We start from the raw sequence: 19,205 nt of genomic DNA, 5'->3' as shown, positions 1-19,205 counted from the left end.
CAGTTTCAGGATGTGTAGAGACCCTTGTAGGTGTCGCGCAGCAGGTTCTTCTGCACCTTGCCCATGGTGTTGCGCGGCAGTTCGTCGACGAAGATCACCCGCTTCGGGTGCTTGTATTTCGCCACGCGTTCAGCGATGGCGCCGAGAATCTCGGCCCCGGTGATCTGCGATGACGGCGCCCGCACGACGACAGCGGTGACGCCTTCGCCGAAATCCGGATGGGCAACGCCGATGACGGCGCTTTCGCTAACCCCGTCAAGCGCGTCGATCTCGCCTTCGAGTTCCTTCGGATAGATGTTGTAGCCGCCGGAAATGATCAGGTCCTTGCCGCGGCCGACGATGTGGACGTAGCCGTCGGCATCGATGATGCCGAGATCTCCAGTGATGAAGAAACCGTCGGCGCGGAATTCCGCCTTGGTCTTCTCCGGCATGCGCCAATAGCCGCCGAAGACGTTGGGGCCCTTCACCTCGATCATGCCGACCTCGCCCTGCGCAAGTGCCGAGCCGCTGTCGGGATCGGCGATGCGAAGCGTGACGCCGGGCAAGGGAAAACCAACCGTACCGGCGCGCCGCTCGCCCTCATAGGGGTTCGAGGTGTTCATGTTGGTCTCGGTCATGCCGTAGCGTTCGAGGATCGCGTGGCCGGTGCGCTCGCGCCAGGCCTTGTGCGTCTCGGCCAGCAGCGGCGCCGAACCGGAAATGAACACACGGATGTTTTTCGCCGCCTCGCGGCCCAGCCCATCCTGCTGCAGCAGGCGCACATAGAAGGTCGGCACGCCCATCAGGGCGGTGGCGCGCGGCAGCAACGAGACGATGCGGGCCGGATCGAACTTCTGCTCGAACAGCATCGCGGCGCCGGCCATCAGGATGACGTTGGTGGCGACGAACAGGCCGTGCGTGTGGAAGATCGGCAGCGCGTGGATCAGCACGTCATCTCCGGTGAAGCGCCAGCGCTCGACCAGCACCCGCGCGTTCGAAGCAAGGTTCTCGTGGCTGAGCATGGCGCCTTTCGAGCGACCGGTGGTTCCCGACGTGTAGAGGATCGCCGCGAGGTCGCCCTCGCCGCGAACCACGTCATGAAAATCCGACGGCAGCCGCGAGGCCTGATCGGTCAGCGATCCCTCGCCGTCGCGACCGAGTGTGACGGTGGTAGCACCCGATTTCTGCGCCAGCGCATCGATGTCGGCTGCCCTCGCCGGATCGCAGACGACCAGTCGTGGTTCGGCATCGTCGAAGAAATACTCCAGCTCGGTCAGTGTGTAGGCGGTGTTAAGCGGCAGGAAGACGGCGCCGGTGCGCAGGCAGGCGAGATAGAGCAGGACCGCTTCCGGGCTCTTCTCGACCTGCACGGCAACGCGGTCACCGGGTTCGACACCCAGTTGCCGGAGTGCATGCGCCAGCTGCGCCGAGCGCGCCAGCATATCGCCATAGGTGAGCGAGCGGCCATCATCGGTTTCCATCAGCAGACGCCCCGGCGCCGGCATCCGGGACCGGAACGCATCGAACAGATGATTGCTCATGAAGACTTCCCTGGGGTGGCGGAACGGCGGGCCTGCGCATGCGCCTGGAGCGGCATGCATCGGCGGCGAAGAGTTCGCGGTTCCTGGCCGCGCCGTCAAGACCGCGGACAGCGTTTCACGCCCGTCGTGCCAACGCCGAGGCTGCAAGCAATGGGTCGCAAAGACCTGCCGGAAACGGCCACTACCGCCGCGCGCGTGCGCCCTTGCCGGCGACCGCCTGTGACTCGTCGTTCTGCTCGAAGCGTTTCATGCACATGGCGGCGGTCAACTGGTAATGATTGATCAGTGCCTCGACGGCACCGTCGGCATTGCCATCCAGGGCACATTCGGCGATCAGGCGATGCTCGGCGAAATCGTCGCGCTGGACGCCCTCGCCGTCATTGGCCATTTGCCGGTAGCGATAGGCGTGATCGGAAAGCTGATCGCAGAACCCCACCAGCCATTGCGACCGGCAGGCCGAAATCAGCACCCTATGGAAGATACGGTGCAGCCGCTCCCAATCCGGATTGAGCGAGACGAGGTTCTGCGGCGAAAACCGCGACGCGCGGCCCAGGCGATGCAGCGCCAGGACGAGTTGTTCTTCCCATTCGGCCGTGCGGTGGGCGATGGATTCGCGAAGCGCCCGCTCCTCGAGCCAGCAGCGGGTGCGCGTCAGCTCTTCGAGCTCCGACGCGCTGACCGGCATGATGAAGAAGCCGCGCTGGTCGTGGCGCCCGAGAAGCCCTTCCGAGGCGAGACGGTTGAGAGCCTCGCGGACAGGGGAAGCGCCGGCGCCATATTTGGAAACCACCCATTCGACCCGTAGCTTGCTCTCGGTTTCGAGAACACCGCCGAGAAGATCGTCCCGCAATTGCTGATAGACCGTGCTGGCAAGCGTGCTTTTGGGTCCTGCAGCGTCGTCGTTCAGATTGGCAGCTCCGTATGTCACAGCGACTCCTTGTCCCCAAGACTTGTCTTGGGCAATTCGAGTCCGACAGCATTTTCGTACTTGTACCCTATAACGCGCGCCGCCTTGTGCTCAAGCAGAAGATCACGCTATTGTACTTTAGCACAAAGGAATATGCGGCATTCCGAAGCGCGATGCTGTAATTCCGCGCATTCCCACAACCTGCGGAAACTTAACATGTTTTGTATGCACGCAGAAGAATCTGTTCTTTTGTACGCGCGCAACCATCTGTTCTGCCGTGCGTATAGACGGCGAACACCCGAATCGAATCAGACTGCAGGGACGGGATTGACGAAGGGATGAATGCCGTGGGTTAACCGGCGTTGTCGGCTGCCGTCCTGATCGCTTGAATGTTTGCCCGGTAAGCTTCGACGCTGCCGCCTTTGAAGATGGCGGCGCCCGCCACCAGCACGTCGGCGCCGGCAGCGGTGACCAGCGGCGCGGTTTCGGCTGAAACACCGCCGTCGATCTCGATGCGGATCGGCCGGTCGCCGATCAGCGCCTTGACCCGCTTCACCTTGTCGACGATCGCCGGAATGAAGGCCTGACCGCCGAAGCCCGGATTGACGGTCATGATCAGGATCAGGTCGAGCCGGTCGAGCACATATTCGACCACGCTTTCAGGCGTTGCCGGATTGAGCGACACACCGGCCTTCTTGCCAAGGTTCCTGATGGTCTGCAGCGAACGGTCGAGATGCGGCCCGGCCTCGGCATGCACGGTCAAGCCGTCGCAGCCGGCCTCGGCGAAAGCGGCCAGATAGGGGTCGGCCGGAGCAATCATCAGATGGCAGTCGAAGAAGGCCTTGGTGCGGTTGCGGATCGCCTTGATCACCGGTGGGCCAAAGGTGATGTTGGGGACAAAGTGCCCGTCCATCACATCGAGATGGATCCAGTCGGCGCCGGCCGCCGCCACCGCTTCGACCTCATCGCCGAGCCTGGAAAAATCCGATGCCAGCACCGATGGTGCTATCAAGGTCTTTTTGCTCATAGGTGCGGCCTTTCCGAGCGCCCTTTTCATCCGGCCACTCTGGATCGACTGCCTAATGTGCTCCAGCCGACTTGTCGAGTGCGCGGGCGCTGCACGGGCCGGGTAGCGTTGTGGCGTCTCCGATCGTTGCAGCCAATTTCCGCTTGCCCCGGAGCCATAAGAAAAACCCGCCGGATTACTCCGGCGGGTTTCTGGTCTGGCGTCGAGCAGATGATTATTGCTGCTGGAGTTTCAGGATTCTGTCTGGGACCGGATCCTGCTGCTGTTCGACCTGCGGGCTGCGCCGTGGCAGTACCTGCTGCAGCAGCAGGCCCGGGTTGAGCTCCAACGACGGTTGCCCGCGGACCGGCCGGCAGTTCGGATACCGCCCGATCGTGCCTTCCGGGCAGCGCCGCCTGATGATCGGCTGGCACTGGCCATTGATCATCTGCGAGCCCGGTGCGCATTCCACCTCCTGTCTGGGCTTGCGGCATGCACCGTTGATCACCTGCGTCCCACGCGGACAGACACACTCGCCGCGCTTGTTATGGACCTGGCCGCGTATGTCGCACTGCTCCTGCGTCGGCTGCTTGCGCCGGCAGGCATTGCCCTGCACCTCGGTACCCCTCGGGCAGACACAATTGCCGTTGGCGTCATGGACCTGGCCACGGATCGTGCATTGCTCAGGCTTCGGCCGGATCGGGCGGCAGGCTCCGTTTCTGACCTCGGTACCCCTTGGGCAGACACAATCGCCGTCGGCGTTGTGAACCTGACCACGGATCGTGCACTGCTCGGGCTTTGGCCGCATCGGACGGCAGGCGCCATTGCGCACCTCGGTCCCTCTCGGGCAGACACAATCGCCATTGGCGTTGTGGACCTGGCCACGGATCGTGCACTGCTCCGGCTTCGGCCGGATCGGACGGCAGGCGCCATTGCGCACCTCGGTCCCTCTCGGGCAGACACAATCGCCATCGGCATTGTGGACCTGGCCACGGATGGTGCACTGCTCGGGTCTGTCGGTCCTGACGCATTTGCCGTTCTCAAGCCCGGTTCCGCGTGGGCAGACGCAGCGTCCGTCCTCGGTGCGGATCTGGCCTTCGAGCAGCACGCAGCGCTTCGGCTCTTCCGGCTTCGGCACGATACCCCCGCCCGGCGAGCACTGGCCGTTGCGGAAGGTGGAGCCTTCCGGGCAGACGCAGCGACCCGCATCGTTCATGACGAAGCCTGCCGAGCATTGCTTCTTCGTTTCCTGGTTGATGGTGAAGGGATGGCAAGCATAGGCCTTGCCGCGATCGCCCTGCACATTGGTCTGGTCGCCGCCGAGCACGTCGCCGCCGCCCTGCACCCGCGTGTCGGGAGAGAGCACGCCAACACAGTTCTGGCCGCTGACGTTGCCCTGCAGATTGGCCAGGCGGCCGTCGTCGGGAATAACCACGGTGACATGATGCACCTGGCTTTCGCCTGCGCCGAGCGTCAGGTTGGCAATGCAGGACAGCGGCAAGGTTGCCGGCTCCGGCGAACAGCCGAAGGGCGGTTGGATCGATATGATCGAAACGCCTTCCAGCCTGCCGAGACCCTCCACGCCGATCGCATCGCCAATGCGGACCGGCCCGGAGAAGGGGGTCGTTCCGTCATTGGTGATGGTGATCTCGAACGAGCAGGGTTGGCCGAGCTTGCATTCGCGGTCGCCGGTCTTCTCGACACGGATGGTCGAAGAGCCGCCGCCCTTGGCGCAGGCCTGGCCGATCGGATAGACGATGTCGTCACCCGGGGCCGGACCATACGAACCGCGCGCGCAGTTCTCGAACGCGCCATTGGCCGAAACCGTCACGTCGAAGTGGCGGCTGGTTCCGGGTGTCATGACGGCACCGGGAATCTGGCACGACAGCGCATTGGCCGGAACTGGTCCGCACGCCCATTCCGCGCCGTCAGGGGTGACGGTCTGGATCTGGACGGGCGCGCCGCCAGCCACCAGCGTGGCGGCATCGTTGACCCGCACCGGACCGGTGGGGGCAGCGGTGCCAAGGCTGATGACGGTGATGCGGCAAGAGATGACCGCGGCACCGGCGAGCGAGCCGTTGCACACCTTGGTGATGCGCAGGGTCGGCTTGCCGCCGTTGGGATGACGGAAGCGTTCCTTGGCGCAGGCCTTGTTGTTGGTGAGGTCGTTTTCACCAGGGATGGCCTTCACCGCGGCGCAGTTCTCCACCGTGTCCGACTGGTAGCCGGCCGGCATGACCGCCTTGACGACGATCGGTGTCGAGGCGCCCGCAGGCAGCGAGATCCCCGCATTGTCGCAGCGGAACTGGCCGGGGCCGTTCGGTCCGCATGTCCAGGGTGGGCTCGGGCCGAAGGTCGAGGAGGCCGGGGCGCCGCCCGGATAGCTGTCGATCACCGTCAGCGGCCCGTTATAGGTCGATGTGCCGTTGTTGATGATGTCGATCACGAAGTAGCAGATGCCGTCGGCCGTGCAGACCGGGATGCGGGCACGCTTCTTCAGGATCAGGTCGACCTTCTTCTCCACCGGCGGCCGGCAGTCGCGGTCACGGTCGCCACGCCGGCAGACCGGGATCGAGGCACAGCCGCGATCGTTCGACTGGCTGCCGAACAGCGGCTTGCCGCTGGCCCCGTAATTATAGGTGGCGCAGTTGCGCAAGACGCTGCCCTGCCAACCTCCGGCCGGCTTGAAGCCGAGCTTGAGATCGACGGAAGCTCCCGGATTGAGCGTGGTCACCGGATAGGTGCACGTCATCGGGGTGGTGCCGGGCACGCAGACCCAGGGCGGATTGGGCCCTGAATCGAGCGTCGATCCGGCCGGCAGCGTCACCTCGTCGAGCACGATCTTGCCGTGGTAGGCACCGGTACCGACATTGGTGACCCTGATGGTGAAGTCGCAGCCGCCGCCCATCGTGCAACGCGTCACGTCGGCGCGTTTCTCGACCTTGAGGTCCGGCTCCTTGTCCTTGGGCGGGCACCTCTGGTCACGCGGGATGACGATGTCGATCGTCTGCGTGCAGCACAGGCCCCAGCCTTCCTTCGGACCGGCATAGGTCTCGATGCCGGTGACGATGAGGTGGATGACGTCGCCGGGCGATGCGCCGACGATCTTCCAGTTGAGCACACCGCCGCCCGCCGGCACCAATTGGGTGTCGGGTATGATGGTGATGCCGGGCGTGGTCGTCGACACCTGCACCCGCTTGCCGCCCATCTCCGGGCCGACCGGCATGTGGTAGATGAAGGCGCCGCCGCCGGGCACGCAGTCGACCGTGCCGCGTTCCACCTTGAAGCATTCCTTGCCGGGAGGTGGCGGTGGCGGGTTGCACTTGGTGACGTCGATCTTGATCGAGGTCTTCACGCCGGTCTTGAAGTCGCCGTCGTCGGGTTTGCTCGGATCCTGCGACGGGATGACGGTCCCGGCGCCCGGTCCGGCGGTCACCGTGATCAGGCCCTGGTTGTCGACGATCGTCGGCGCGGGAAATGCCGCATGATCGATCTTGGCCGTGATCGCGAAGTTGATGACGCGCTCGTTGGCAGCACCGACGCCGTCGAGATCGGAAGTAGAGATGCGGAAATCGGAAACGGTGGCAGTATCGTTCGGATTTGCCGACGTGCTGATCGTCGCCCCCGGCAGCGGTCCACCAGACGAATCCGTACCGTCGCCGGACACATTGACGTTGACGATCTCAAGGCCGTGAGGAAGCTGGTCCTTGAAGTCGACCCGGACCTTCTTCAGCCTGGCCTCGAGGCTCGGGTCGGCAAGGCCCTGCGGATCGCCGCGCAGGCCGAAGCTCAGCGAATAGACGACGTAGTCGCAGCCTCGTTGAGTGCCTTTCTTGGTGAAGAAGGGTACGACCCGGTCGGGCCTCGGAGTGATGACGCGCGAACTGTCGAGATCGAGCTTCAGCTCCGGGGTGATCGGGACGGCGTCTTCCGCAAAGCCTTGCACCGGGGTCAGCATGGCGACCGCGATACCGGCCGCCATCAGCCAGCGCGCGCCGCGCCTGGCGTATGACAGGGGTTTCATGATCGTCTCCATGACGGTTGTTTGAGTGTTCGTTGCAAGCGGGGAGAGTGCGAGATTTTTCATCTTCCCCTCCTCAACGTTCGCAGCTGACGGCTGGGGTTCTGAGCGGCAAAGTCATCTTGCAGCAAGGGTAGTAGCCACCCTTGTCCTTGTCGGACTTCCTGTAGAAGCAGAGCCCGACATCGACTGTGTCGCCCGGATAGTGGCCGGTGATGTCGACCGTGTAGGGCTTGCCGGGCGCATGCGACTGGGATGACGTCACCCCGACGCCTGGCGTCCTGGACTGGGCCTTGATCGAATCGCCGCCGAAGCCGGCATGGTCATGGAGATAGAGATCGGCCTGGAGGCCGCGAGGCGCGCAGTAGTACCTGATATCCTCGACATCGATGCACGGAGGCAGATTGCCGGGCGGTGGGAAGTCCGGCGGGTAGAAGGGGGGCAGGTAGCCGCCCGGGATTTCTTCATAATAGCCGGCGCGGCCCTCGCAAGGATGCCAGACGGCAACGTCGCCGACATGACCCTCGACCTCCGGGTCTTCGAAATAACCGTCGAAATCGACGAACCAGGAGCCGAAGGGCGGCACATTGGCCGGCTTGACCAGCTCTTTCGGCGTGATCTGCACGCCATGCACGGCCAGCGGCCCGCCAGCGGTGAGCTGTTCGGCGAGAGCCGGATTGTCGCGCAGCTTGTCGCCTGACTTGACCAGCGTCTGCGTGCAGACCGAGGTGTCGAGATTGCCGTCGGCGTCATAGCCATATTGCAGGTCGAGACCGCCGGCCGACTGCCGGTTGCCCTGCGGGAAGCCGACCGCATATTCCTGCGGCATTTCCACCCAGACCGATTCGGTTGCCGGATCGTCCGGGTTCTCGCGCCAATAGCGGATGACCTCGCCCTTGCCGGAATCGGCGAACTGGCTGTAGTCGTAGCGGTTCTCGACCGGGCCGCGCTGGGCCAGGTACATGAAGCCGCTGTTGTCGAAGGCGATATCGGTGACGGCGTAGTCCTTGTCGGCCTTGACCGTCAGTTCCCAACGCGGGTCGCCGGCAAAGGTGCCGTCGCGGGCGATGCCCACCGACCAGATTTCCGACTTTTCGCCGACCGAGTAATAGAGCCGGCCGCCATGATAGGAGACGCCCCAGACGCGGCGCTCGTCCTGCGTGTAGCCCCAGCTGTCGGGGTCTTCGCTGTCGAAGGCAGCACCCTGTATGTCCATCACCGAACCATCGTCGGCGACGGGAGCCAGCCCATGCGCGGGACGGCCGGCAACGCCATGGTCGAAGCTGTCGATCAGATTGCCGTCGGCGTCGATGCGATGGATCAGGCCGGTGTCAAGGTCGGAGGCAAAGAACTGGCGGTGGCTGGCGTCGAAGGTGAGATTGCCGATGCCGGGCCCGCTGTTGGTGTCGATGTCGGCGAATTTGGAGACCTGGCCGGTGATGCCGTCGATTTTCCAGACGGTGCCCGGCCCGCCACCGTTTTCGGTGCCGAACTGGCCCTCCATGAAGGTGGCGCCGGCCGCGCCGCGACGCTGCCGCTCGGGGCGGCCGTCATCGTCAGCGTCCGGCGTGACGATGCGGATGCCATGCAGCGAGGTGGAGCCGGCGTAGAGATCGGGAATGCCTGACGGAACGCCGTCGCGCACGCCGTCGTCATAGGTGACGCCGAACACCTGGCCGATCTGCTCGGCCGTCACTTCGAAGGGCGGCGGCGTGTTGACGAGCTGGCCGGAGGCTGGTCCGCCCAGATGCGAGACGTCGAAGACGCGCAAGGTGGCGCGGGTGGGATCGATGAAGGTTTCGTCGACCGGATCGACGCCGGGCGGCAGGCCCTCGTCGAAATTGGGAATGATGGTGCCGGAAAATCCGGTCACCGCCATCGAGCCGGGATAGATGATCTGGGTTTCCTGCGCCTGCGCGGCGCCCAGCCACAGACCGGCGGAGAGCGCCAGCGCCAGCAATCCGCTGCCTGCATGCGCAGCGCGGCGCAGGCCGCCGTCAAGAGAAGACGCGAACGAGCCGCGGATGCGAGACATGACACTCCCCCCGTAGTCGACGGGAGAAACGCCCGGTCTGGCCGTGCAAATCAGGGCAAGGCGCGGCGTTCCGGCTCGTTCTTCCCTGATCGAATTGTCTGCTTTCCTCATTGTCACGATACGCCTGCTCTTACGCAGGGTCAACGGAATCAGCGGAAAGCCCAGCGCATCGACCCCATCCCGAAGGCGGTGGTCGCGCCGAGCTCCTGTTGCTCCCGGAGACCGCGGAGTCTCTGGGTTCTTGGTCATGGGGGGCTTCCTTTCCGGGCCGCACCATGCGGCACCTGGACATCAGTCGCAGGCGGAGGTGGAAAGGTTCATGGAAGCCTTGCGCAGAATGCTTGCGCGCGATGCCGCCTGTTCTTATATACGCGCCAAGCCGTTCGGCGCCGGAATGCCGGTTGCCGGAACGGGATTTCTTGTGAACAGGGGCTTTCGTCGGAACGCCTTACCGGGTCCTGAGAGCCTGCTTAGCGGAGAGACTAGAAAAATGGCAAAAGTAATCGGTATCGATCTCGGCACCACCAACTCCTGTATCGCCATCATGGATGGCAAGGAGCCCAAGGTGATCGAGAATGCGGAAGGCGCGCGCACGACGCCTTCCATCGTCGCCATCTCAGGCGACGACGAACGTCTCGTCGGCCAGCCGGCCAAGCGCCAGGCGGTCACCAATCCTGAAAACACCATCTTCGCGGTCAAGCGCCTGATCGGCCGCCGCTATGACGATCCGGTGACGGAGAAGGACAAGAAACTTGTCCCCTACAAGATCGTCAAGGGTGACAATGGCGATGCCTGGGTCGAGGCCGGCGGCAGGAAGCAGTCGCCCTCGCAGATCTCGGCCATGATCCTGCAGAAGATGAAGGAGACGGCGGAAGCCTATCTCGGCGAGAAGGTCGAGAAGGCGGTCATCACCGTTCCGGCCTATTTCAACGACGCCCAGCGCCAGGCAACCAAGGACGCCGGCAAGATCGCCGGCCTTGAAGTGCTGCGCATCATCAACGAGCCGACCGCGGCCGCACTCGCCTATGGCCTCGACAAGAAGGAAGGCAAGACCATTGCCGTCTATGACCTTGGCGGCGGCACGTTCGACATTTCGGTGCTCGAAATCGGCGACGGCGTGTTCGAGGTCAAGTCGACCAATGGCGACACTTTCCTCGGCGGCGAGGACTTCGACATGCGCCTGGTCGAATATCTGGCGGCCGAGTTCAAGAAGGAACAGGGTATCGACCTGAAGAACGACAAGCTTGCCCTGCAGCGCCTCAAGGAGGCGGCTGAAAAGGCCAAGATCGAGCTGTCGTCCACCACGCAGACCGAGATCAACCTGCCCTTCATCACCGCCGACGCGACCGGTCCGAAGCACCTGACGCTGAAGCTGACGCGCGCCAAGTTCGAGCAGCTGGTCGACGATCTCGTCCAGCGCACCATCGATCCCTGCAAGGCGGCGCTCAAGGATGCCGGCCTGAAGGCCGGCGAGATCGACGAAGTGGTCCTGGTCGGCGGCATGACCCGCATGCCCAAGATCCAGGAGATCGTGAAGCAGTTCTTCGGCAAGGAGCCGCACAAGGGCGTCAACCCCGATGAGGTCGTCGCACTCGGCGCCGCTATCCAGGCCGGCGTGCTGCAGGGCGACGTCAAGGACGTGCTGTTGCTCGACGTGACGCCGCTGTCGCTCGGCATCGAGACGCTGGGTGGCGTGTTCACGCGGCTGATCGAACGCAACACGACGATCCCGACCAAGAAGAGCCAGGTGTTCTCGACGGCCGAAGACAGTCAGTCGGCCGTGACCATCCGCGTCTTCCAGGGTGAGCGCGAAATGGCCGCCGACAACAAGGCGCTCGGCCAGTTCGACCTGGTCGGCATTCCGCCGGCGCCGCGCGGCGTGCCGCAGATCGAGGTCACCTTCGACATCGACGCCAACGGCATCGTCAACGTCTCGGCCAAGGACAAGGGCACCGGCAAGGAGCACCAGATCCGCATCCAGGCATCGGGTGGCCTTTCGGACGCCGACATCGAGAAGATGGTCAAGGATGCCGAGGCCAATGCCGAGACCGACAAGAAGCGGCGTGCGCTGGTCGAGGCTCGCAACCAGGCCGAGGCGCTGGTGCACTCTTCCGAGAAGTCGCTGAAGGAATATGGCGACAAGGTTTCGGAAGCCGAGCGCACGGCGATCTCCGACGCGATCGCGGCCCTGAAGACCGCGACCGAAGGCGACGACGCGGCCGACATCGAGGCCAAATCGCAGGTGCTTGCCGAGGCTTCGATGAAGCTCGGCCAGGCCATGTACGAGGCCTCGCAGAAGGAAGCGGCCGAAGCCGACGCCAAGGCCGATGCCGCCAAGGACTCTGACGTGGTCGATGCCGATTTCGAGGAAATCGACGAGGACGACGACAAGAAGAAGTCGGCCTGAACCGTTTGATGGCAAGATATGCGGAAAGCCCGGCGCAAGGCCGGGCTTTTTTGCAACCCCTTGCAGAAAAACAGCGGATCTCGCCAAAAAAATGCGGGCAAACCCGCGGCGACACTGGCATCGCGGTTCCATCGCACCTAAATCGAAACGTCGGTGCCGCAAAAGACGCAACAATGCTTGAAGACGTTGAGCATCCGGACAGCGGGAAAAAATGAAAGCTGATTTCTACGAAACGCTGGGCGTCCAGAAAGGCGCCGACGAGAAGGAGCTCAAGGGCGCTTTCCGCAAGCTCGCCATGCAGTTCCATCCCGACCGCAACCCCGGCGATCATTCCTGCGAGCACAAGTTCAAGGAAATCAACGAAGCCTACGAGACGCTGAAGGACCCGCAGAAGCGTGCGGCCTATGACCGCTTCGGCCACGCCGCCTTCGAACAGGGCGGCATGAATGGCAGCGCGCAAGGCTTTGGCGCCGGCGGCTTCGCCGATATTTTCGAGGATATTTTCGGCGACATGATGGGCGGGCGCCAGCGCCGCTCGTCGGGCGGCCGCGAACGCGGTGCCGATCTGCGCTACAATATGGAAATCTCGCTGGAAGAGGCTTTTGCCGGCAAGACCGCGCAGATCCGCGTGCCGGCGTCGATCTCATGCTCGGAATGCTCGGGCAGCGGCGCCAAGCCCGGCACCCAGCCCGTCACCTGCTCGATGTGCAACGGCCACGGCAAGGTGCGCGCCACGCAAGGCTTCTTCTCGATCGAGCGCACCTGCCCGCAATGCCAAGGGCGCGGCCAGACGATCAAGGATCCATGCCCGAAATGCGCCGGCCAAGGCCGCGTCACCGAGGAGCGTTCGCTATCGGTCAACATCCCGGCCGGCATCGAGGACGGCACCCGCATCCGCCTTGCCAATGAAGGCGAGGCCGGCCTGCGCGGCGGACCGTCGGGCGACCTTTATATTTTCCTGGCGGTCAAGCCGCACGAGTTCTTCCAGCGCGACGGCGCCGACCTCTATTGCAATGTGCCGATCTCGATGACGACAGCCGCTCTGGGCGGTTCCTTCGAGGTGACGACGCTGGATGGCACGCAGACCAAGGTGAAAGTGCCGGAAGGCACTCAGAGCGGCCGCCGGTTCCGGCTCAAGGGCAAGGGCATGCCGGTGCTGCGCCAGCCCAACATCGGCGATCTCTACATCGAGACAGCGGTGGAGACGCCGCAGAACATGTCGCGGCGCCAGCGCGAGCTGCTGGAGGAGTTCGAACAGCTCTCCTCGCAGGACAATTCGCCTCAATCGAGCGGCTTTTTTTCCCGCATGAAGGATTTCTTCGAGTCCTTCGGCGAGCGTTGATGGGCGCTGGCCGGCGGCGGAAGCCGGTTTGGGCAGCGAAAATTCGCGAGACGGGTCGCGCCTTGAGACGCGACGAAAATTATCTTATCCACGACATGAGCCTGGCCCCGCCTTGCCTTGCACCGCTCAGGTGTTATGTAACTTGCGGGGAGCACTGAGGAGAGCTTGCATGACACGTGGCCCTGGACTGCGGAAGGCGCTTGTCGAGAAGTTCGACGACGAACTCAAATTCTTCAAGGGCTGGATCGACAAGCCGAAGACGGTCGGCTCGATCGTGCCGACCAGTTCGATCACCGCCCGCAAGATGGCCTCGATCGTCAATCCGAAATCCGGCCTGCCGGTGCTCGAGGTCGGGCCCGGCACTGGAGTCATCACCCGCGCCATCCTGGCCCAGGGCGTGCGGCCCGAAAACCTCTACGCGGTCGAATATTCCACGGATTTCGTGCGTCACCTGCGGCGGCTCTATCCCGGCGTCAACGTCATCGAGGGCGACGCCTTCAACCTCAACGCCACGCTTGGCGACAAGAGCGGGATGATCTTCGATTCCGTCGTTTCGGGCGTGCCGCTGCTCAACTTTCCGGTCGCCCAGCGCATCGCCTATATCGAGAGCCTGCTCGACCGCATCCCGTCCGGACGGCCGATCGTGCAGCTGACCTATGGCCCGATGTCGCCGATCCCGGCCGGCCGCGGCAATTATACGGTCAAGCATTTCGATTTCATCCTCCGCAACATCCCGCCGACCCAGCTGTGGATCTACCGCCGCGAAGCGCATTAGTTCCTCCGCGCGGGGTTGTTCGCGGATCGCCAGTGCTGACCGAATACCTTGGCGATGGCGGGAACATCCCTCGCTTCGTCATCCACGGGCGGAGCAAGGAGCGCAGCGACGCAGCGCAGACCCGAGGATCCATGCCGCGACTTCCGAGCGCCGCTACGGCGCAAGATTCTGCACCGCGGCACTCTTCGATCAAGGTCGCGGCATGGATCCCAGGGTCTCCGCGACGGAGCTTCGCTCCTGCTCCGCCCAGGGATGACGAAGCCCGGGGGCTTCTGCTAATCCCAAACGTTTTATCGCGCCAGCGCGTTGATTTGCTCGATCCTTGGCTGTACCTGTCCGGGAACAAGGGTGGCCAATGGCAGTGATCCCGAAAATCCTCGTCTTTGCCGGCTCGGTGCGCAGCGGCGCCTACAGCGGCAGGACCGCCGACGTGGCGCAGAAGGAACTTGCCATGCAAGGCGCCGAGGTGACCCGCATCTCGCTCGCCGACTATCCCTTGCCGATCATGGACGAGGATCTGGAAAAGGAAAAGGGCGTTCCCGAAAACGCTCAGAGACTCGGCCGTCTGGTGATCGCCCATGACGGGCTGCTGATCGCCACGCCCGAATATAACGGCTCCATTCCGCCGCTGCTCAAGAACACGATCGACTGGGTGAGCCGGGTGCGCAGGGATGCCGGCTGGCCGGTCAGGCCGCTTGCCGGCAAGGTCGCCGGCCTCTGCTCATCCTCCAACGGGCACTTTGCCGGCATCCGCTGCATCAACCACCTGCGCGCCGTTCTGGTGCGCTGCCAGATGGAGGTGGTGACGCCGGAATGCTCGGTGCCCGAGGGCGGCGACGCCTTCGACGAGGACGGCAATTTCCGTGACGAAAGACTGCACAAATCGATGGAGCACCTATGCCGCACGCTGATCGAAACCTCGCGCATGCTGTCCACCCGGATCGCGACATGATTGCCGGCACCTTGCAGGCCCAATCCATGCAGGAAAGACTGATCGTCGGCCTCGACGTGCCGACCGTGAAGGAAGCCGAGCAGGCGGTGCGCGAACTCGACGGCGTCGTCTCCTTCTACAAGATCGGCTACCAGCTGGCCTTCGCCGGCGGGCTCGATTTCGCCAAGGAACTGGCCAGTGGCGGCACCAAGGTCTTCCTCGACATGAAGCTGCTCGACATCGATCACACAGTGGCCAAGGGCGTCGAGAACATCGTCAAGATGGGCGTGACCATGCTGACCATCCACGCCTATCCCAAGGCGATGGCGGCGGCGGTGGAAGCAGCGCGCGGCAGCGATCTTTGCCTGCTTGCCGTCAGCGTGCTGACCTCGATGGACGAGCAGGACATGATCGATGTCGGTTACGAGTATGACCCGCATACGCTGGTGCTCAGGCGCTCGGAACAGGCGCTGCATGCCGGCATGGGCGGCATCGTCTGCTCGGCCGCGGAAGCCGAAGCGGTGCGCCGCATCGTCGGCCCCGACATGGCGGTGGTAACGCCCGGCATCCGGCCGGCGGGCAGCGATCACGGCGACCAGAAGCGCGTGGTGACGCCGGGCCAGGCAATCCGCAACGGCTCCAGCCACCTCGTCGTCGGTCGCCCGATCGTCGCGGCCGCCAACAAACGAGAAGCGGCCGAAGCCATCTTGGATGAAATGCGCTCGGCATAATTTCCCAAGAAAAATTCGGAGACAAGACATGCCCAAGGGATACTGGATCGCTCGTGTCGATGTGCGCGACGCCGAAGGCTACAAGGACTACGTCGCCGCTGCCAAGCCTGCCTTCGAGCGCTTCGGCGCGAAATTCCTGGCCCGCGGCGGCGAACATGAAAAGGCCGAAGGGTCCGGCCGCGCACGCAACGTCATCATCGAGTTCGAATCGCTCGCCGCCGCACATGATTGCTACCACTCGCCGGAATACCAGCGCGCTGTCGCCATCCGCCAGAAGGTCGCCGACGGCGAGATTGTGCTGGTCGAGGGCGCCTAAAATCCGCCTGGAGCAGTTTTGACGAATCGCGGACGTGACGGACTGCATACCTTGGCGATTGGCGCAAACGCCCAGCGCCTTCGTCATCCACGGGCGAAGCAAGGAGCGTAGCGACGCAGCGCAGACCCGAGGATGACGAAGTTGGGAGGCTTCGGCCAATCTCGAATGCTTATGATGGTCCACCCAAACGAACGATGAAATCTCGGCCGTCGATAGGCATCCTGTCAAATCCCTGCTGCAGCGCTAATAGCAGGACTTCAGACGAAATCCTGCAGGTTCGCGTCCGCAGCTTGGCGCCGCCAAGCAGGGCTCCGACATCAGGTACATGGCCGGCGCGCGACCCATCGCGCAATCGACGTCCGAGTCCGAATAGCCGCATCCAACCTTGCGAGGCCGGATAATTGACGGTTGACATGCAGGTATTTACCTGCATATTATAGCTTCACAGATTGAGTGAGGCCGATGGACGCTGACAAGGTTTTCAAAGCGCTGGGCGACCCGACACGCAGAAGGCTGCTTGACCTTCTGTGCGAGAAGAACGGGCAGACGCTCGGCCAGCTTTGCGACCATCTGGACATGGCAAGGCAGTCCGCCACCCAGCACATCGACCTGCTGGAGGCGGCCAATCTGGTGAGCACGGTCAAGCGTGGCCGGGAAAAGCTGCATTTCATCAACCCCGTGCCGCTGCACGAAGTCTACGAGCGCTGGGTGCGGAAATTCGAACGGCAGCGGCTCAGCCTGCTGCACGACCTGAAGCAAGAACTCGAAGGAGAATGACAATGACCAAGGAAACGACCAGCTTTGTCTACGTGACCTATATCCGCTCGACGCCGCAAAAGGTGTTCGAGGCCATAATCAAGCCGGACGTCGCAAGGCGCTACTGGGGCCATGAGAATGTCTCCGACTGGAAGGCGGGATCGAAATGGGAGCATATCCGCGCCAATGACGAACGGACCGTTGAACTCGTCGGCAAGGTCGTCGAGATTTCGCCGCCGACCCGTCTCGTCATCAGCTGGGCGAACGCTTCGCAGGCCGACGATCCGTCGAAAACGAGCCGGGTGACCTTCGGCATCGAGGAATACGACACCATGGTGCGGCTCACCGTCACCCATGACGAGCTCGAAGCCGGCAGTGGCATGGCGAAAGGCGTCAGCCAGGGATGGCCGGCCGTGCTATCCAGCCTGAAATCCTTCCTGGAAACCGGCAGCGGCATCGACATTTTCGCCAAGCCGAAATCGGCCTGATGCCCTTCGATATCACGCCGAACCAAGCCAGTGGAGAACGACAATGACCAAGCGCTATAGCGGCGGATGCGCATGCGGCGCGATCCGCTATGAAACAAGCGGTGAGCCCATCTTCCAGAACCACTGCCAATGCCTTGATTGCCAGAAGCGCTCAGGCACCGGCCACGGATCCTATCTGACCTTCGGCCAGCGCGCCGATATGGCAATCACCGGCCAGGTGAGCACCTGGCGGGTGGCGAGCGCCAGCGGCAACGAAAAGATCCACACCTTCTGTCCAACCTGCGGAACGCCGGTCTTCCTGATATCGGTCGCCATGCCTGAACTGATTGCTATCCACGCGACCAGTCTTGACGACCCGGAACAGTTCAATCCGCAGATGGTCACCTACACGAGCCACGGCCACGCCTGGGACAAGATGGACCCGGCTTTGCAGGCAGTCGAGCGAATGCCATAGGGGGTAAACTTGCTGGAAGTATCCAATCTCCTGAGGTACGGTGTAGGCGCTTACAGGGGGCACTACATGGCCGGAGGCAATCGGCACTCACCAATCATCAAGGCCCTTTTGATAGCACAGATGCTCGTTGGCGCCGCATTCGTTGGCTTCTGGCTATGGGAGGGGAAAGCCACCATCCCAAAACATGGCGGTGGCGTGCAAATCCTTGATCGGGTCCAAGATCCGTACCTCTATTGGTTTCTACTCATCGCAATTTCATTCGCTCTCGTCGCCCTCCCGCTTCGGTACCTCTACCAAGGTGCTCCGAAGCGCTAGGCGGTACGGGAGAAGCGTCAAGGGCAAGCGATTGCGGCCGCAACGCTGCCAGGGTGCGACGGCGCTAGCCTTTCAGCCGGCTGGCAGCCGTTTCGGCCATCGCATCGGCGAGCTCCGCGCCCCATTGAGACCGGCAATAGGCGCGGAAATCGAAGCAGGGCAGGCCGGGGCAGACCTCGAACTCGATCAGATGAACGGTGTCGTCGGCCTCGACCCTGCAATCGACGGAAAACACGTCGCGCAGGCCTAGCCCGCTCATCAACCGCTCGGCGATCGCGCGAATCCCGGCGTCGGCGGCCGGCTGGACATCGCCAACCGCCACCAGCTCGGGTTCTACGTAAAGCCCGGCTGCCTTGGCCGCCTCGCCGGTTTCACCGTAAAGCGCCAGGCTGTCGGCCATGGTCTGGAAATCGGCCCCTGAATCGACAAAGGCGATGCCGAGCGCTTCGACGCCGGCTTCCGGCGTCACGCCGAGGAAACTGGCGCGCACATTGCGGCCGGCGACATAGGGCTGGACGACGACATCGTCGCGGTAGGCGGCGAAGACGCGCCGGCTGAGCTCCAGCGCATGGCCGAGATCAGCCACGCGCGAATCCGGCCAGATGCCGATCTTGGCGCCGAGCCGGTTGGGCTTGACGAACCAGCCGGCGGTAGACGCCGGCGGCTCGACCAGCCATTTGCCGTCGCGCGCAAGCCCGGCTTGCGGCACCGGCAGGCCGAGTGCGCCAAGCACCGCGCCGGAGCGGAACTTGTCCTGGCAGAGTGCAAACAGCGCATCGTCGGCGCCGATCGTCTTGAACCCGCCCAGTCGCGCCAGAGCGGGTGCGGCGCCGCCGCGGAAATAGGCGATGCCGTCGGTCAGCGTCCAGACCAGCGTCGTGCCGGGATCATCGCCGGCGAGCACGCCCGCGGCGTCGTCGAGCGCCACCGGCGTGAAAGACAGGCCGCGTGCCTGGCAGGCACGGCCAAGCGCCTCGAATTCAGCGGCGAGGTCGGTTGACTGCGCCAGATAGGACGCGATTTCGGCGGCGCGCTCTGGCGCATGACCGTCGGCGACCAGCCGCTCGAAACAGGCCTTTTCCGGCTCATGAACGAGGATCAGTCCTGGCTTGCGGCTCGGCATGAGATGAACGGTTCCCGGCGGTACGATCGCCTACCATCGCACGGTGAAGGCGTCGGGCTCTCGCGAAACCGACACGGC

At 63.7% G+C, this 19,205-nt stretch carries 16 protein-coding genes; 10 read left to right on the top strand and 6 right to left on the bottom strand.

Translation table 11 applies throughout. The annotated features are described in order from the left end of the window. Window positions 1-5: 5 nt before the first annotated feature. From ACFOJ9_RS34040 to ACFOJ9_RS34020, 5 genes are all read right to left on the bottom strand, one after another. Window positions 6-1,520, bottom strand: coding sequence for a malonate--CoA ligase (locus ACFOJ9_RS34040; RefSeq protein WP_378985816.1), 1,515 nt, complete (start codon window positions 1,518-1,520; stop codon window positions 6-8). Window positions 1,521-1,701: 181 nt separating this feature from the next. Further along, window positions 1,702-2,448 (bottom strand): GntR family transcriptional regulator, encoded by a 747-nt coding sequence (locus ACFOJ9_RS34035; RefSeq protein WP_378985814.1) that lies wholly within the window; start codon window positions 2,446-2,448, stop codon window positions 1,702-1,704. Between the two features lie 331 nt (window positions 2,449-2,779). Beyond that, a complete protein-coding gene (rpe, locus tag ACFOJ9_RS34030; protein ID WP_378985812.1) occupies window positions 2,780-3,454 on the bottom strand; it encodes a ribulose-phosphate 3-epimerase in 675 nt (224 codons plus the stop codon). A 214-nt stretch (window positions 3,455-3,668) separates the two neighbouring features. Continuing rightward, window positions 3,669-7,520: a DUF7929 domain-containing protein gene (locus ACFOJ9_RS34025; RefSeq protein ID WP_378985810.1), complete on the bottom strand. Its 3,852-nt coding sequence runs from the start codon at window positions 7,518-7,520 to the stop codon at window positions 3,669-3,671. A 10-nt stretch (window positions 7,521-7,530) separates the two neighbouring features. Further along, window positions 7,531-9,489 carry a hypothetical protein gene (locus tag ACFOJ9_RS34020; RefSeq protein ID WP_378985808.1) on the bottom strand — a complete coding sequence of 653 codons (1,959 nt, stop codon included), beginning with the start codon at window positions 9,487-9,489 and terminating at the stop codon, window positions 7,531-7,533. Window positions 9,490-9,979: 490 nt separating this feature from the next. Here ACFOJ9_RS34020 and dnaK point away from each other — a divergent pair, with 490 nt between their 5' ends. The 10 genes from dnaK (at window position 9,980) to ACFOJ9_RS33970 (ending at window position 17,689) form a co-directional block, all read left to right on the top strand. After that, window positions 9,980-11,896, top strand: coding sequence for a molecular chaperone DnaK (dnaK, locus tag ACFOJ9_RS34015; RefSeq protein WP_378985805.1), 1,917 nt, complete (start codon window positions 9,980-9,982; stop codon window positions 11,894-11,896). Between the two features lie 8 nt (window positions 11,897-11,904). Beyond that, window positions 11,905-12,111, top strand: coding sequence for a hypothetical protein (locus ACFOJ9_RS34010; RefSeq protein ID WP_378985803.1), 207 nt, complete (start codon window positions 11,905-11,907; stop codon window positions 12,109-12,111). Then, window positions 12,108-13,238, top strand: coding sequence for a molecular chaperone DnaJ (dnaJ, locus tag ACFOJ9_RS34005; RefSeq protein WP_378985801.1), 1,131 nt, complete (start codon window positions 12,108-12,110; stop codon window positions 13,236-13,238). Before ACFOJ9_RS34010 ends, dnaJ begins: the two co-directional genes overlap by 4 nt. Before the next feature lie 169 nt (window positions 13,239-13,407). Further along, window positions 13,408-14,013 (top strand): phospholipid N-methyltransferase PmtA, encoded by a 606-nt coding sequence (pmtA, locus tag ACFOJ9_RS34000; protein WP_378985799.1) that lies wholly within the window; start codon window positions 13,408-13,410, stop codon window positions 14,011-14,013. A gap of 355 nt (window positions 14,014-14,368) precedes the next feature. Continuing rightward, entirely contained in the window at window positions 14,369-14,965 is a 597-nt protein-coding gene (locus ACFOJ9_RS33995) for an NADPH-dependent FMN reductase (protein WP_378985796.1), read from the top strand. Next, complete coding sequence (gene pyrF / locus ACFOJ9_RS33990) at window positions 14,962-15,675, top strand: orotidine-5'-phosphate decarboxylase (RefSeq protein ID WP_378988233.1); 714 nt, start codon at window positions 14,962-14,964, stop codon at window positions 15,673-15,675. The genes ACFOJ9_RS33995 and pyrF overlap by 4 nt, the downstream gene beginning before the upstream one ends. A 28-nt stretch (window positions 15,676-15,703) precedes the next feature. After that, window positions 15,704-15,991, top strand: coding sequence for a DUF1330 domain-containing protein (locus ACFOJ9_RS33985; protein ID WP_378985793.1), 288 nt, complete (start codon window positions 15,704-15,706; stop codon window positions 15,989-15,991). Window positions 15,992-16,453: 462 nt separating this feature from the next. Next, window positions 16,454-16,768: an ArsR/SmtB family transcription factor gene (locus ACFOJ9_RS33980; RefSeq protein WP_378985790.1), complete on the top strand. Its 315-nt coding sequence runs from the start codon at window positions 16,454-16,456 to the stop codon at window positions 16,766-16,768. A 2-nt stretch (window positions 16,769-16,770) separates the two neighbouring features. After that, complete coding sequence (locus tag ACFOJ9_RS33975; RefSeq protein ID WP_378985788.1) at window positions 16,771-17,235, top strand: SRPBCC family protein; 465 nt, start codon at window positions 16,771-16,773, stop codon at window positions 17,233-17,235. A gap of 43 nt (window positions 17,236-17,278) precedes the next feature. Further along, a complete protein-coding gene (locus tag ACFOJ9_RS33970; RefSeq protein WP_378985786.1) occupies window positions 17,279-17,689 on the top strand; it encodes a GFA family protein in 411 nt (136 codons plus the stop codon). Window positions 17,690-18,068: 379 nt separating this feature from the next. On the opposite strand, the gene ACFOJ9_RS33965 is transcribed toward ACFOJ9_RS33970, so the two are convergent. Next, a complete protein-coding gene (locus tag ACFOJ9_RS33965) occupies window positions 18,069-19,127 on the bottom strand; it encodes a D-alanine:D-lactate ligase-like protein (protein WP_378985784.1) in 1,059 nt (352 codons plus the stop codon). Window positions 19,128-19,205 lie beyond the last annotated feature (78 nt).

Source organism: Mesorhizobium cantuariense (genome assembly GCF_042647205.1).
GTDB lineage: Bacteria > Pseudomonadota > Alphaproteobacteria > Rhizobiales > Rhizobiaceae > Mesorhizobium > Mesorhizobium cantuariense.
This window is presented reverse-complemented; position numbering and strand designations above follow the sequence as displayed.

Coding starts and splice junctions, on each gene's coding strand:
- ACFOJ9_RS33965 (WP_378985784.1), bottom strand. CDS start 19,127: ATGCCGAGCCGCAAGCCAGGACTGATCCTCGTTCATGAGCCGGAAAAG.
- pmtA (WP_378985799.1), top strand. CDS start 13,408: ATGACACGTGGCCCTGGACTGCGGAAGGCGCTTGTCGAGAAGTTCGAC.
- pyrF (WP_378988233.1), top strand. CDS start 14,962: ATGATTGCCGGCACCTTGCAGGCCCAATCCATGCAGGAAAGACTGATC.
- rpe (WP_378985812.1), bottom strand. CDS start 3,454: ATGAGCAAAAAGACCTTGATAGCACCATCGGTGCTGGCATCGGATTTT.
- ACFOJ9_RS33975 (WP_378985788.1), top strand. CDS start 16,771: ATGACCAAGGAAACGACCAGCTTTGTCTACGTGACCTATATCCGCTCG.
- ACFOJ9_RS34010 (WP_378985803.1), top strand. CDS start 11,905: ATGGCAAGATATGCGGAAAGCCCGGCGCAAGGCCGGGCTTTTTTGCAA.
- ACFOJ9_RS33980 (WP_378985790.1), top strand. CDS start 16,454: ATGGACGCTGACAAGGTTTTCAAAGCGCTGGGCGACCCGACACGCAGA.
- ACFOJ9_RS34020 (WP_378985808.1), bottom strand. CDS start 9,489: ATGTCTCGCATCCGCGGCTCGTTCGCGTCTTCTCTTGACGGCGGCCTG.
- ACFOJ9_RS33995 (WP_378985796.1), top strand. CDS start 14,369: ATGGCAGTGATCCCGAAAATCCTCGTCTTTGCCGGCTCGGTGCGCAGC.
- ACFOJ9_RS33970 (WP_378985786.1), top strand. CDS start 17,279: ATGACCAAGCGCTATAGCGGCGGATGCGCATGCGGCGCGATCCGCTAT.
- dnaK (WP_378985805.1), top strand. CDS start 9,980: ATGGCAAAAGTAATCGGTATCGATCTCGGCACCACCAACTCCTGTATC.
- dnaJ (WP_378985801.1), top strand. CDS start 12,108: ATGAAAGCTGATTTCTACGAAACGCTGGGCGTCCAGAAAGGCGCCGAC.
- ACFOJ9_RS33985 (WP_378985793.1), top strand. CDS start 15,704: ATGCCCAAGGGATACTGGATCGCTCGTGTCGATGTGCGCGACGCCGAA.
- ACFOJ9_RS34040 (WP_378985816.1), bottom strand. CDS start 1,520: ATGAGCAATCATCTGTTCGATGCGTTCCGGTCCCGGATGCCGGCGCCG.
- ACFOJ9_RS34025 (WP_378985810.1), bottom strand. CDS start 7,520: ATGAAAAATCTCGCACTCTCCCCGCTTGCAACGAACACTCAAACAACC.